This is a genomic window from Lachnobacterium bovis (genome assembly GCF_900111325.1).
Lineage (GTDB): Bacteria > Bacillota > Clostridia > Lachnospirales > Lachnospiraceae > Roseburia > Roseburia bovis_A.
Map to the genome: position 1 here is coordinate 16,775 of NZ_FOGW01000019.1, position 13,633 is coordinate 30,407.

General features: G+C 30.7%; 14 protein-coding genes. 13 read left to right on the forward strand and 1 reads right to left on the reverse strand.

The window, feature by feature from the left end; all coding sequences use genetic code 11:
- Positions 1 to 40 precede the first annotated feature (40 nt).
- The 6 genes from BMY79_RS08680 to BMY79_RS08705 all read left to right on the forward strand — a co-directional run bounded on the left by BMY79_RS08680 (position 41) and on the right by BMY79_RS08705 (position 5,909).
- Complete coding sequence (locus BMY79_RS08680) at positions 41 to 1,054, forward strand: NAD(P)H-dependent glycerol-3-phosphate dehydrogenase (protein ID WP_074730781.1); 1,014 nt, start codon at positions 41 to 43, stop codon at positions 1,052 to 1,054.
- Positions 1,055 to 1,072: 18 nt separating this feature from the next.
- On the forward strand, positions 1,073 to 1,507 hold the full coding sequence (locus BMY79_RS08685; protein WP_022748372.1) for a dUTP diphosphatase: 435 nt from the start codon (positions 1,073 to 1,075) through the stop codon (positions 1,505 to 1,507).
- Between the two features lie 164 nt (positions 1,508 to 1,671).
- Positions 1,672 to 2,337: a type I phosphoribosyltransferase gene (locus BMY79_RS08690; RefSeq protein WP_022748373.1), complete on the forward strand. Its 666-nt coding sequence runs from the start codon at positions 1,672 to 1,674 to the stop codon at positions 2,335 to 2,337.
- 281 nt (positions 2,338 to 2,618) lie between these two features.
- On the forward strand, positions 2,619 to 3,485 hold the full coding sequence (locus tag BMY79_RS08695; protein ID WP_074730782.1) for a DegV family protein: 867 nt from the start codon (positions 2,619 to 2,621) through the stop codon (positions 3,483 to 3,485).
- 62 nt (positions 3,486 to 3,547) lie between these two features.
- On the forward strand, positions 3,548 to 4,447 hold the full coding sequence (locus BMY79_RS08700; protein ID WP_074730783.1) for a LysR family transcriptional regulator: 900 nt from the start codon (positions 3,548 to 3,550) through the stop codon (positions 4,445 to 4,447).
- 172 nt (positions 4,448 to 4,619) lie between these two features.
- A complete protein-coding gene (locus tag BMY79_RS08705) occupies positions 4,620 to 5,909 on the forward strand; it encodes an adenylosuccinate synthase (RefSeq protein WP_022748377.1) in 1,290 nt (429 codons plus the stop codon).
- Positions 5,910 to 6,078: 169 nt separating this feature from the next.
- Here the strand turns inward: BMY79_RS08705 and BMY79_RS08710 are convergent, their stop codons facing one another.
- Complete coding sequence (locus tag BMY79_RS08710; RefSeq protein WP_022748379.1) at positions 6,079 to 6,342, reverse strand: hypothetical protein; 264 nt, start codon at positions 6,340 to 6,342, stop codon at positions 6,079 to 6,081.
- Positions 6,343 to 6,579: 237 nt separating this feature from the next.
- On the opposite strand from BMY79_RS08710, the gene BMY79_RS08715 reads away from it, so the two are divergent.
- The 7 genes from BMY79_RS08715 to BMY79_RS08745 all read left to right on the forward strand — a co-directional run bounded on the left by BMY79_RS08715 (position 6,580) and on the right by BMY79_RS08745 (position 13,627).
- Complete coding sequence (locus BMY79_RS08715) at positions 6,580 to 7,095, forward strand: SEC-C metal-binding domain-containing protein (RefSeq protein WP_022748380.1); 516 nt, start codon at positions 6,580 to 6,582, stop codon at positions 7,093 to 7,095.
- Between the two features lie 437 nt (positions 7,096 to 7,532).
- On the forward strand, positions 7,533 to 9,575 hold the full coding sequence (thrS, locus tag BMY79_RS08720; protein WP_027422361.1) for a threonine--tRNA ligase: 2,043 nt from the start codon (positions 7,533 to 7,535) through the stop codon (positions 9,573 to 9,575).
- A gap of 198 nt (positions 9,576 to 9,773) precedes the next feature.
- Positions 9,774 to 10,367: a zinc dependent phospholipase C family protein gene (locus BMY79_RS08725; protein ID WP_022748383.1), complete on the forward strand. Its 594-nt coding sequence runs from the start codon at positions 9,774 to 9,776 to the stop codon at positions 10,365 to 10,367.
- A 64-nt stretch (positions 10,368 to 10,431) separates the two neighbouring features.
- Positions 10,432 to 11,307 (forward strand): prolipoprotein diacylglyceryl transferase, encoded by an 876-nt coding sequence (gene lgt, locus BMY79_RS08730; RefSeq protein WP_027422362.1) that lies wholly within the window; start codon positions 10,432 to 10,434, stop codon positions 11,305 to 11,307.
- Between the two features lie 197 nt (positions 11,308 to 11,504).
- Complete coding sequence (gene mraZ, locus BMY79_RS08735) at positions 11,505 to 11,936, forward strand: division/cell wall cluster transcriptional repressor MraZ (protein WP_022748385.1); 432 nt, start codon at positions 11,505 to 11,507, stop codon at positions 11,934 to 11,936.
- A gap of 150 nt (positions 11,937 to 12,086) precedes the next feature.
- Entirely contained in the window at positions 12,087 to 13,031 is a 945-nt protein-coding gene (gene rsmH, locus BMY79_RS08740; protein WP_027422363.1) for a 16S rRNA (cytosine(1402)-N(4))-methyltransferase RsmH, read from the forward strand.
- 74 nt (positions 13,032 to 13,105) lie between these two features.
- Positions 13,106 to 13,627 (forward strand): hypothetical protein, encoded by a 522-nt coding sequence (locus BMY79_RS08745; protein ID WP_027422364.1) that lies wholly within the window; start codon positions 13,106 to 13,108, stop codon positions 13,625 to 13,627.
- The last annotated feature ends 6 nt before the right edge of the window (positions 13,628 to 13,633 follow it).

The following is a 13,633-nucleotide window of genomic DNA, read 5'->3' on the forward strand; positions in this document are numbered from 1 at the left end:
TTAATTATTGGAAATTAATAAAGTTAGGAGTAATGAGATAATGAGAAGAATAGGTGTTATAGGAGCAGGAAGTTGGGGCATTGCATTGTCAAAAGTCCTTGCAGATAATGGTCATAATGTTGTTGTATGGTCAATTGTGGAAGACGAAATTAAAATGTTAAGAGAAAAAAAAGAACACGTTGAAAAATTGCCTGGTGTTAAATTGCCAGACAGTATAGAATATACAACAAATATAGAAGATGCCATTAACGAAAAAGAAATCATTGTTTTAGCAGTTCCATCTGTTTTTACAAGAAGTACAGCTAAAATGATGGCTCCATTTGTTAAAGAGGGACAGATTATTGTTTGTGTTGCAAAAGGAATTGAAGATAAAACACTTAAACCATTAGCAGAAGTTGTTTCTGAAGAAATTCCAGTTGCACATGTTGCAGTTATGTGTGGACCATCTCACGCAGAGGAAGTTGGAGCAGGTCTACCAACAACACTTGTAGCAGGAGCAAAAGAAAAAGCAATTGCTGAAAAAATTCAAGATACATTTATGAATGAAGTGTTTAGAGTCTATACTAGTCCTGATGTTTTAGGAATGGAATTGGGCGGATCACTTAAAAATGTAATAGCTCTTGCAGCAGGAATGGCAGATGGCTTAGGTTATGGTGACAATACTAAAGCAGCTCTTATCACAAGAGGAATTGCTGAAATTAGTAGATTAGCTTCAAAAATGGGAGCTAGCATGGAAACTTTAAATGGTTTGACAGGTATCGGAGATTTAATTGTAACTTGTGAAAGTAAACATAGTAGGAATAGAAAAGCTGGTATGTTAATCGGTCAAGGTTATACAATGGATGAAGCTACTAAAGAAGTAAAAATGGTAGTAGAAGGTATTTTCTCTGCAAAAGCTGCATTATCTTTAGGAGAAAAATATAATGTTGAACTTCCAATTATAAGAGAAGTAAATAAAGTGTTATTTGAAGACAAAAAGGCAAAAGCTGCTGTTATTGATCTAATGTTAAGAGATAAAAGAAGTGAGAATAGTATGCTAGAATGGGAAAAGTAATGTTAGAAAGGTGCCAAAATGGAAAAAATTTTAATAAAATATTTTTCAGATGAAATTGAAAAATTAACATATATCGAAGGTAAATCTGATTGGATAGATCTTCGTGTCTCAGAAGAAGTTGAATTGAAAAAAGGTGATTTTAAATTAATTCCTCTAGGAGTTGCAATGAAATTACCAAAAGGATATGAAGCACATTTAGTACCAAGAAGTTCAACTTTTAAGAATTTTGGTTTAATTCAAACTAATAGCATGGGTGTGATTGATGGTACATATTGTGGAAATAATGATATGTGGAGAATGCCAGTTTTAGCAACTAAAGATGTCACTTTACATGTAAATGATAGAATTTGCCAATTTAGAATTGTAAAAAATCAACCTGAAATCGTTTTTGAACAGACAGATCAACTTTCCGATGAAGACAGAGGTGGATTTGGAAGTACAGGCATTAATTAATATAAAAAATAATTGAATATTCAGAAAAATATAGTTATAATTATAATTAATAAAACACACTAGAAAAATATAAAAATGTGTATTGTTGAAAATATTAAAGTTATACTATAAAAAATTAAAGAGCTTGCATTTTTTATGCAAGCTTTTTTTGGAAGGAGCATACTATGGAATCAGAAAGAATGGAAGATCGAATGGTTAAGTTTTATTCAAAAGAGAGTAATAGGTTAGCACTTCATGCAATTCCAGGTCATTTTGCAACAAGTACAGCTCATATTAATTTTTATGTAGATGTGACTAGTATCAAAACAAGAGCAAATGAGGCAATGGAAGCTGCAAAGTTGTTTTATTCAAAAATTGATACTAGCGTATATATTGATACAATAATTTGCATGGATGGAACAGAAGTTATTGGGGCTTTTTTGAGTAAAGAATTAGAATCAAGACATTTTTTGTCAACTAATTTACATCAAACTCATTATATAATTACACCTGAATATAATTCTAATAATCAAATGATATTTAGGGATAATAATAAAGCTGCAATAGAAAATAAACATGTTGTTTTACTTTTTGCAAATACTACAACAGGTGAAACAATTAAAAAAAGTCTAGAATGTGTTAGATATTATGGAGGAATTGTAGAAAACATAATGTCTGTATTTGGAATAATTGATAATGTAGAGGGCATTCCAGTAGAATCGTTATTTGGCGAAGATGATGTGCCAGGATATGCTTATTATCCAGCCTATCCAGCAGATGCATGCCCATTTTGCAAGAAGAAAATCAAAATTGATGCAATGGTAAATGGATTTGGATATTCAAAATTTTAGATAGGTGGTTTCGAAAACTACATCAAAAAGAAAAGAAAACTATTTGACGTTGTTAAAGCTAATAGGAAAATTGTACATGATTACTTTACTGTTACCTCTAAAACACGAATGCTTGAAAAATAGGGAAAAATTCTTTTTATTTTGAATGTAATATGTTATACTGTAAAAGTGTTATTGAAAAATAATGGAAACTAAATTGAAAGTAACACATAATCCACGGGACTATAAATGTTGGATAATACATTAGAATTAATAAATTGAAATTATAAATTGGAGGAAGAATGAGTAAAGTAGTTGTTGTTACAGATAGTAGTTGTGCGTTTACACAAGACGAAGCAAAAAAGGTTGGAGTTGAAATAGTGCCATTACCATTTTATATTAATGGTGAAATAAAATACGAAGATGTTGATTTGACACAGGAAGATTTTTACCAAAAATTACAAGAGGGTGTTGAATTAAAAACATCTATGCCATTATTAGGTGATGTGACAGATAAATGGGATGAATTGTTAGAAAAATATGATGAAGTAGTATACATTCCATTGTCTGCAGGATTAAGTAGTTCATGTGAGACTGCAATAATGTTAGCACAAGATTATGATGGAAGAGTTCAGGTCGTAAATAATAAGCGAGTATCCGTAACATTAAAAAGATCTGTATATGATGCAGTTGAATTGGCCGAGCAGGGTAAGAGTGCTAAAGAGATTAAAGAAATTTTAGAGAAAACTGCACACGATTCATCAATTTATATTATGGTTGATACTTTATCATATTTGAAAAAAGGTGGACGTATCACAGCTGCAGCAGCAGCAATTGGTACATTATTAAAAATCAAACCGGTATTACAAATTCAAGGTGATAAATTAGATGCTTTTTCAAAAGCTCGTACAATTAAGCAGGCTAAATCTACAATGATAAAAGCAATAAAAGATGATTTTGAGAAGAAATATAATGATCCAGAAGGAAAGAATATGTATATTCAAGTTGCATATACTCATAATCTAGAGGATGCTTTAGCTTTTAAAGAAGAAGTAGAAAATGAATTCCCAGGTATTGAAGTAAAAATGGATCCTTTATCATTATGCATCGCATGTCATATTGGACCTGGTTCATTAGCTGTTGCTTATTCAAAGAAAGTAGAAGCATAATATAAAATATTATACAAAAAGAAACATATAAAAAAGAAGGTAAAAAGGTTATACGTATTTATATGGATATAAATTTAGAATATTATAAAATTTTTTATTATGTGGGTATGAAACAAAGCATAACACTAGCTGCTGAAGAATTGTCTATTTCACAACCAGCAGTTAGTCAAGCAATAAAAAATATAGAACAGTCATACGGTTGTAAATTGTTTGCAAGAGTTCCGAAAGGTGTACGCTTTACCGCTGAAGGCGAGGTTTTATTTTCCTACGTTAAAAAAGGATATGAAACAATAATGGCTGGAGATAAGCGTCTTAATGAGATGCTTAATCTAGAAAGTGGTGAGATTAGAATAGGTGCGAGTGATATGACGTTAAAATATTATATTCTTTCGTATCTTGAAAAGTTTCATGAGTTGCATCCAGAGATAAAGGTTACAGTGACTAATGCACCTACACCGGAGACAATAACATGTTTAGCAGATGGTGAAATTGATTTTGGCGTCGTAAGTACACCTTTTAATGATGTAAGTAATATAAAAAAGATTCCAGTTAAGGAAATAAGAGATATTTTTGTGGCAGGAAATCGCTTTAGTCATTTAAAAGGAAAAAAGATATCTTATAAAGACTTAGAAAAAATGTCTACAATGTGTCTAGAAGGACATACTTCAACTAGACAATATGTTACCTCATATTTAAAAAAATTTGGAGCAAAGCTTAAACCTGAATTTGAATTAGCTACAAGTGATATGTTAGTTCAATTTGCAAAAAGAAATCTTGGAATAGCAAGTGTAGTAGAAGATTTTGCTAGGGAAGAGCTAGAAAATGGTGAATTGTTTGAATTACAATTCGAGGAAGAAATTCCAAAAAGAAAATTTTGCATAGTATTAAATGAGAAGTTGCCTATGTCAACGGCTGCTAAGGAATTATTATCAGCTATGCTTGATCAAGATAAAACGTTATAAGCACAGATTATCTAGTTTATAAAAAACTATAATTTTACTTATGATAATTTTTGCTTTATAATCATAAAGTAAGGACGGCAAGTTGTTTTTACACTTGCCGTTTTCTATTTTAAACATAATTATTTTATTTCTAATCACTTTTATAGTGTTAGTAGGTTTAGGAGGACAAAAAATGGTTAAAGCAGTAGTTGGAGCCAATTGGGGCGATGAAGGAAAAGGTAAAATTACAGATACTCTTGCAAAAGAAGCAGATATTATTGTAAGATTTCAAGGTGGAGCGAATGCAGGACATACTATTGTAAATGATTACGGTAAATTCGCATTACATACATTGCCATCAGGTGTCTTTTATAGTCATACAACAAGTGTAATAGGTAATGGTGTTGCATTAAATATTCCAATTTTATTCGAAGAAATCAAATCTATTACAGATAGAAATGTACCAATGCCTAAAATTCTTGTGTCTGATAGAGCACAAATTGTTATGCCTTACCACATTTTATTCGATCAGTATGAAGAAGAGCGTTTAGGTGGTAAATCATTTGGTTCAACAAAATCAGGTATTGCACCATTTTATTCAGATAAATATGCTAAAATCGGATTTCAGGTTAACGAGTTATTCGATGAAGAATTATTAAAAGAAAAAGTAGAAAGAGTAGTCGCATTAAAGAATGTTTTATTAGAACATTTATATCACAAACCTTTAATTGACAAAGATGAGTTATTAGAAACATTACACTCATATAGAGAAATGATTGAACCATATGTTTGTGATACAGCTACTTTCTTAGAAAATGCTAATAAAGAAGGAAAAACAATTCTTTTAGAGGGACAACTTGGAACATTAAAAGATCCAGATCACGGAATTTATCCTATGGTTACATCTTCATCAACATTAGCTTCATACGGAGCAATTGGTGCAGGTTTAGCACCATATGACATCAAACAAATCATTACTGTATGTAAAGCATACTCATCAGCAGTAGGTGCAGGTGCATTTGTAAGTGAAATCTTTGGTGATGAAGCAGATGAATTACGTCGTCGTGGTGGAGACGGTGGAGAATTCGGTGCAACAACAGGAAGACCAAGACGTATGGGATGGTTCGATTGTGTTGCTTCTAAGTATGGATGTAGATTACAAGGAACAACAGATGTTGCATTCACAGTACTTGATGTATTAGGCTATTTAGATGAAATCCCAGTATGTGTAGCTTATGAAGTAGATGGTAAAGAAACAACAGATTTTCCAGTTACTCACCTTCTTGAAAAAGCTAAACCTGTTATAAAAAAATTACCAGGCTGGAAATGTGATATCAGAGGAATTAAAAATTACGATGAATTACCAGAAAATTGTCGTAAATATATTGAATTTATTGAAGACCATATTGGATATCCAATTACTATGGTATCAAATGGTCCAGGTAGAGAAGATATCATTTATAGAGAGTCTAAGTTGAAATAAATAATAAAAATAATATAATAAAAATAATATAATACAAAAAACAACCAGAAAGAGATATTATGTTAGTTTTGAAGGTTTCTTTTCAAGAACTATTAAACAATATCAAATCCTGGTTGTTTTTTATTTCTTATTTCTTTTTTTGTTTCTAATTTCTAATTTTTAATTTCTTTTATTTTTTAGATGAATCATTTTTTTTCATTTCTTCGATTTGTTCTCGTAATTCATCTAAGTCATTATCTTTTTTAGTTACAATCTTATAAACAAATGTGTATGTCCAAATTAAAACAGGAATTATAAAAGTTGCAACTATTGATGCGGCAAATAGGTTTTGCGTGTTTGAGGTGTCAAAAATAGCACAAAAAATTGTACTTAAGTAAAGAGCTGTTAACACAATTATTCCTAAAATTGCCAAAATTTGTTTAATCCTTTTCATGTTATATCCTTTCAAAAAAATGTTAAACTTGCACTAAATAAATAATTAATTATAAAAAATTATTTGTTTTATTGTATAATAATACGAAAAATAATGTCTCTAGTCAAGAAAAATTGTTGAACAATTTTAAAGTTGTATTAAGAAGTATTGAATAATATACTAAAAATTGCTATAATAATGATAGATAAAATGTACGCAATTAGCGTATAATAAAAGACGATAAAAGGTGGTAAGAATATGACATTATACAAGAGATGGTACAGTGAGGCTTACAATGAGAAAGCTGATAAAGGGGAACTACAGAGATTTTGGCAGAATTATTTCCTATTAGAAAAAGGAGTATATGAGAAACTTTTATCAAATCCAGATGAAAGAGTTGAAGGAACAGTTAAAGAATTAGCTGAGAAATATGGCCTTTCAACAATAGAAATGATTGGTTTCCTTGATGGAATTAACGATAGTTTAGTTATTCCAAATAATGTTGAAGAATTAGAAGAAGATGATGTTGTAAATCTTAACTTTGATAATGAAAAATTATATAAAAATATGGTAGACGCTCAGGCTGATTGGCTTTACAATTTACCAATGTGGGATAATATTTTTGATAAAGATACACAGCACAAGTTATATCTTGAGCAGAAAAAATCTAAAACAGTTGTTGTGGGTAAGAAAATTGGTAGAAATGAGCCATGTCCATGTGGATCAGGCAAAAAATACAAATATTGTCATGGAGCAATTAAAAAAAATAAATAAAACAACAAAAATTAATTAATTACAAGTTTTCTCTTTACTTTTTGATTAAATAGGAGTATTATGGAACACAGATATTCTTATATCGTCAAAACGTTGAAGAGAAGAGTAGAGTAGTGGAAAGTAACAGAGAGAAATATGTTTGGTGAGAGTATTTTTACGATAAGCTATTTGAAGACCAGCTCTGAGTGACCCCAATCAGGTCCGGTGATTCCGTTATAATCGAATGAGTGACTATGTGGTGGCGCAGAATTTTGACTTTCTGCAGATGTTGTGCATAGTAATTCAGGGTGGAACCGCGTATTTACGTCCCTGATACCTAATATAGGTATCAGGGCTTTTTTATTTGTCTAGAATTTAAAGCGGTATAGGTCCCAAAATGGATTTTCTAGATTACTATAAATTCAGATAAGTCCAAGATGTTGGCGAAAGGAGATATGATGAAGATTACATTAAAAGATGGTTCAGTTAAAGAATATGAATCAAAGATGACAGTTTACGAAATCGCAAAAGATATCAGTGAGGGTCTTGCTAGAGTAGCATGTGCAGGTGAAGTTGATGGTGAAGTAGTAGATCTTAGAACAGAATTAGATAAGGATTGTAGCTTAAATATTATTACAGCATCTGACGAAGAAGGTCTTAAAGTTATTAGACATACGGCAGCTCATGTATTAGCAGAAGCTGTTAAAAGATTATATCCAACAGCAAAAATCACAATCGGACCTGCTATTGATGAGGGATTCTACTATGATTTTGATGCAGAACCATTTTCAAGAGATGCACTTGACAATTTAGAAAAAGAAATGAAAAAAATCATCAAAGAAGGCAAAGAAATTAAAAGATTTACTTTACCAAAAGATGAAGCGATTAAATTTATGCAAGAAAAAGATGAACCATATAAGGTTGAACTTATTGAAGAATTAGATGATGACGCAGTTATCTCATTCTATGATCAAGGTGATTTTGTTGATTTATGTGCAGGACCACATTTGATGAATACTAAAGGTGTTAAAGCATTTAAATTAATTTCTTCTTCAATGGCTTATTGGCGTGGAGATGAGAAAAAAGCAAGATTACAAAGAATTTATGGTACTGCTTTTAATAAAAAAGATGAATTAAAAGAATACTTACAAAAATTAGAAGAAGCTAAAATGAGAGATCATAATAAACTTGGTCGTGAAATGGATTTATTTACAACAGTTGATGTAATTGGACAAGGTCTTCCATTATTTATGCCTAAGGGAACAAAAATGATTCAAAAATTACAGCGTTGGATTGAAGATTTAGAAGACAATGAATGGGGATATGTACGTACACGTACACCATTAATGGCTAAATCTACATTATACAAAATTTCAGATCACTGGTATCATTACAAAGATGGTATGTTTGTTATGAGTGATGCAGAGCTATCTGAAGAAGAGGCAAAACGACAAGGTGGAAGAGAAATCCGTGGAGTACAAGATTTAAGCTTAATTGAGCATGATGCAGATGCAGATACATACGCACTTCGTCCAATGACTTGTCCATTCCAGTACTATGTATATAAAGCTCGTCAGAAGAGTTACCGTGATTTACCATACCGTATGGGTGAAACATCTACATTATTCCGTAACGAAGATTCAGGTGAAATGCATGGATTGACTCGTGTACGTCAATTTACAATTTCAGAAGGACATTTAGTATGTACTCCGGAACAAATTGATGAAGAATTCAAAAACTGTGTTAAACTTGCTAAACACTGTTTAACAACATTAGGTCTTCAGGATGACGTAACATACCGTATGTCTAAATGGGATCCAGAACATTCAGAAAAATACCTTGGATCTAGCGAAGATTGGGATCGTGTAGAAAACGCAATGAGAACAATTTTAGATGAGATTGGTTTAGAATATACAGAAGCAGCTGGAGAAGCAGCGTTCTATGGCCCTAAGCTTGATATTCAGGCAAAGAATGTATATGGTAAAGAAGATACAATGATTACAATCCAATTAGACATGTTCTTAGCAGAGCGTTATGATATGTACTATGTTGACAAAAATGGCGAAAAGAAACGTCCATACATCATTCATAGAACATCAATGGGTTGTTATGAAAGAACACTTGCATGGTTAATTGAAAAATATGCAGGTAAATTCCCAACATGGTTATGTCCAGAACAAGTAAGAGTATTACCTTTATCAGAAAAATATATCGAATATGCTGATGAAGTTGCTAAAGCACTTAAAGCTAGACACGTTGATGTAACAGTTGATAGCAGATCAGAAAAATTAGGTTATAAGATTAGAGAAGCTAGAAACGAAAGATTACCATACATGTTAGTAGTTGGTGCAGAAGAAGAAAATACAAGAACAGTTTCTGTTAGAAGTAGATTTGCTGGAGATGAGGGAATTAAATCACTTGATGAATTTATTGAGCAAATTTGCAAAGAAATTGATACAAAAGAAATTAGAAAAGAAGAAAATCTTGAAGAGACAAAATAATCTAATTTTCTAGAAAATAAATGATTAATCCATAAGGCTTTTATAAGTTCTTTATAGGAGTTTTATGGATTATTAATAATATTTCTCTATTACTTAATTGAAAAAGGAACCATTACATAATAAAATTTAAGATGTTAATGCGCAAATAGTTTGTTAGGTTAATAAATATTTTGTATGTAATTTGGAAGGAGAAATAGATTGCGTAAAAAATCACATTTAGCATTGTCTAATTTTTTAATTAAAACAAGTTCAGATTCGTTTATCAGTAAATATAAAATGGCTTATAGATTTGGAAATATTTTGCCAGATTTAAGAATTTCATTTATATATAAGAGACATGAATTTAAAGGGACAATAGATGATTTAGAGCAATTTGCAAAAGATTTAGTATTTAATAATAAGATTTCAGATAGAAAAAGAGCAATGATGTTAGGGGAAGTAAACCATTATGTAGCAGATTATTTTACATTGCCACATAATGATTTCTTTGAAGGAAATATGAAGGAACATTGCGAATATGAAGAAACTTTAAAACAAATGCTAAGACGATATTTAAAAACAGAGCATGCATATAACATTTTGCCAGAAATAATTAGAGCACAAAATGTTGAAGAAGTTTTTGATGAAATAAAGAAAATGCATGAGTTGTATGCAAAGCAAGAGGCAGGAATATATTGTGATATTGAGTTTATTGTGGTTGTTAATTATCTTGTGGCTAAAAAGATGCTTATTTTAGCACAAAGAGCACAAGTAGAAAATAAATTATATAGCACAGGCTCATTACTTTATTAATAATTAACTAGAGAAGAAATATATTTTGGGAATTTAGTATGATACAAAGAAAAGAGGGTTAAAATTGAATCAAAATATTATTTTTCCACATCTTCACATATGGTTTAGTGGAGTTGGCAGAATGATTGATATTAAAGGTTTTACTATTGCATATTATGGAATAGTTATTGTTATTGGAATGTTAGCAGGAATAACATTAGCATGTTACATGGCTAAAAAAACAGGACAAAATCCTGATAATTATTATGATTTATCAATTTATGCAATAATTTGTTCAATTATTGGAGCTAGACTCTATTATGTTATATTTAGATGGGATATTTATAAGGACGATTTGTTAAGTATCTTTAATATTAGAAATGGTGGATTGGCTATTTATGGCGGAGTTATCGCTGCAATTATTACCACATTTGTATATACAAAAGTAAAAAAATTATCTTTTCCGTTGATGTGCGATACAGCGGGGCTAGGATTAATCTTAGGCCAAGTGATTGGAAGATGGGGCAATTTCTTTAATAGAGAAGCATTTGGTGAATATACAGATAGTATCTTCGCTATGCAATTACCACTTGATGCAGTTAGAAGTTCTGATGTTACGAAAAAAATGCTAGCCCATACAGTTACAAATGAAGGTGAAGTTTATATACAAGTTCATCCAACTTTCTTGTATGAATCTTTATGGAATTTATGTTTATTAATTCTTTTATTGTTGTTTTTTAAACATAAAAAATTTGATGGACAGATTTTCTTATTATATTTGTTAGGATACGGCATAGGAAGATTTTGGATTGAATCGTTGAGAACAGATCAACTTTTGATTCCATACGTAAAATATCCAGTTTCTATGTTTATAGCAGCTTTATTAGTTGTTGCATCTATAGCAATAAATGTTTATATGATTTATTTTAAAAAAGATAAAACAGTAGAAGTTGAATCGTAAAAATTATATAAAACATACAAAAGCATCCTTAAATTACAAGGGTGCTTTTTTAGTTGTTTAAAAAAAATTAATAAAATATATTAAAAAGTGGTGAAAAGTGGTATAATGTTTACAGAAAGTGGTAGAAAGTGGTAAAATAATACCTGAAATAACCGAACTAATATTTAGAAAGTTCTAGGTAAAGCGAGGTGAGACTTATGTTCATGGGCGAATATAGCCATACAATTGATTCGAAAGGCAGAATGATAGTACCAGCCAAATTTAGAGAACAGTTGGGCAATTCGTTCGTAGTCACTAAGGGATTAGATGGATGTTTATTTATCTATTCTGTTGAAGAGTGGAAGAACATAGAAGAGAAGTTTCGCCAAGTACCACTAACTACTAAAGGAGCTAGAAAATTTACAAGATTTTTCTTTGCATCAGCTGCAATGTGTGAAGTGGATAAGCAGGGAAGAATTCTAGTGCCAAATAGTTTGCGAGAATATGCTCAACTTACAAAGGATGTTGTTTCTGTTGGAGTGTTGACTCGTGTTGAAGTGTGGGATAAAGATAGATGGCAAGAAGATAATGACTATGAAGATATGGATGAAGTGGCAGAACAGATGGCTGAACTTGGTCTTTCAATATAAAGATAAATACAAAGATAAATAGCAACAAAATAGAAATAAACAATAGCTATAAAGAACAGATATAACAAAATAGAAATAAACAATAAATACATAGAAACAACAAATACAAAAGAAGCAATTTAAATAAGATATATAGAAAAGAGGTCAAGAATGGAATTTAAACATTATTCCGTTTTATTAAATGAAACAATTGAAAATTTAGATATTAAACCAGATGGAATCTATGTTGATGGTACACTTGGTGGCGGGGGTCATTCGCTAGAAATTTGTAAAAAATTAGGTAAAAATGGAAGACTAATCGGTATAGATCAAGATCAAGCTGCTATTAATGCAGCTAGTGAAAGATTAGCTGATTATAAAGATATTGTAACCATTATAAGAAGTAATTATTCTAATATGAAAAATGTATTAGCAAACATTGGTATTACTAAAGTTGACGGAATAGTGCTTGATTTAGGTGTTTCATCATATCAATTAGATACACCAGAAAGGGGTTTTACTTACAGAGTTGAAGATGCTCCATTAGACATGAGAATGGATGATAGACAGCAATTGACAGCAAGAGATATCGTAAATGATTATAGCGAAAAAGAATTGTTTAGAATCATTAAAGATTATGGAGAAGATCGATTTGCTAAAAATATCGCAAAACATATTTGTGCAGCTAGGCAAGAAAAACCAATTGAGACAACTGGTGAACTTAATGAGATTATAAGCGCAGCAATTCCTAAGAAAATTCAAAAGACAGGCGGACATCCATCAAAGAGAACATATCAGGCAATAAGAATTGAACTTAATCATGAATTAGATGTGTTAAAGAATAATCTAGATGATATGATAGATTTGTTAAATGATGACGGAAGAATTTGCATTATAACTTTTCATTCTTTAGAGGATAGAATTGTTAAATCTGCTTTTAAAAAGAATGAAAATCCATGTACTTGTCCAAGAGAATTTCCAGTTTGCGTTTGTAAAAATAAATCAAAAGGAAAAGTTATTTCAAGAAAACCAATTCTACCATCAGAACAGGAATTGGAAGAAAATTCAAGATCAAGAAGTGCAAAACTAAGAGTTTTTCACAAAATCGACAATTAATTAGTTTATTATTACAATAAATATAAATGGGGGAGTAAAAGACGTAAGTCTCTGATTAAAAAGGAGTAGATAATATGGAGAAGAGAAGAGTTAATACTTACAAAGCGAATAAAACAAATAATCGTTTTTCACAAAAATATGCGGTTGAGGGAAGTGCTGTAAGAAGGGTATCACCTGCTTATGATCCAAATGAAGAAAGAAGGAGAAAACGAGAAGAAAATCGTAGGAAGCGAATTAGAAAGAATGCGGTAAGAAGAAACCGCGAAAAAGCAATGTTCATGAGTGCTTCGTATGTAATGTTTTTAGCAGTGTGTGTATTATGTGGTACAATATTCACTACTTTTTATGTTCAAGAACAGGTTAAAATGAATAGCAATAAAAGAGAAGTGACTAAACTACAAAGAACATACAATGATCTAAAAGTGGATAATGATGAAAAACTAAAAAGAATAGAATCTTCTGTTGATTTAAATCATATTAAAGATGTTGCTATAAATCAGTTGGGAATGAAAAATGCTCGACCAGATCAAATAATTACATATTCAGTAGAATCAAGTAATTATATGAATCAATATAGTGAAATACCGGAAAAATAGGAGATT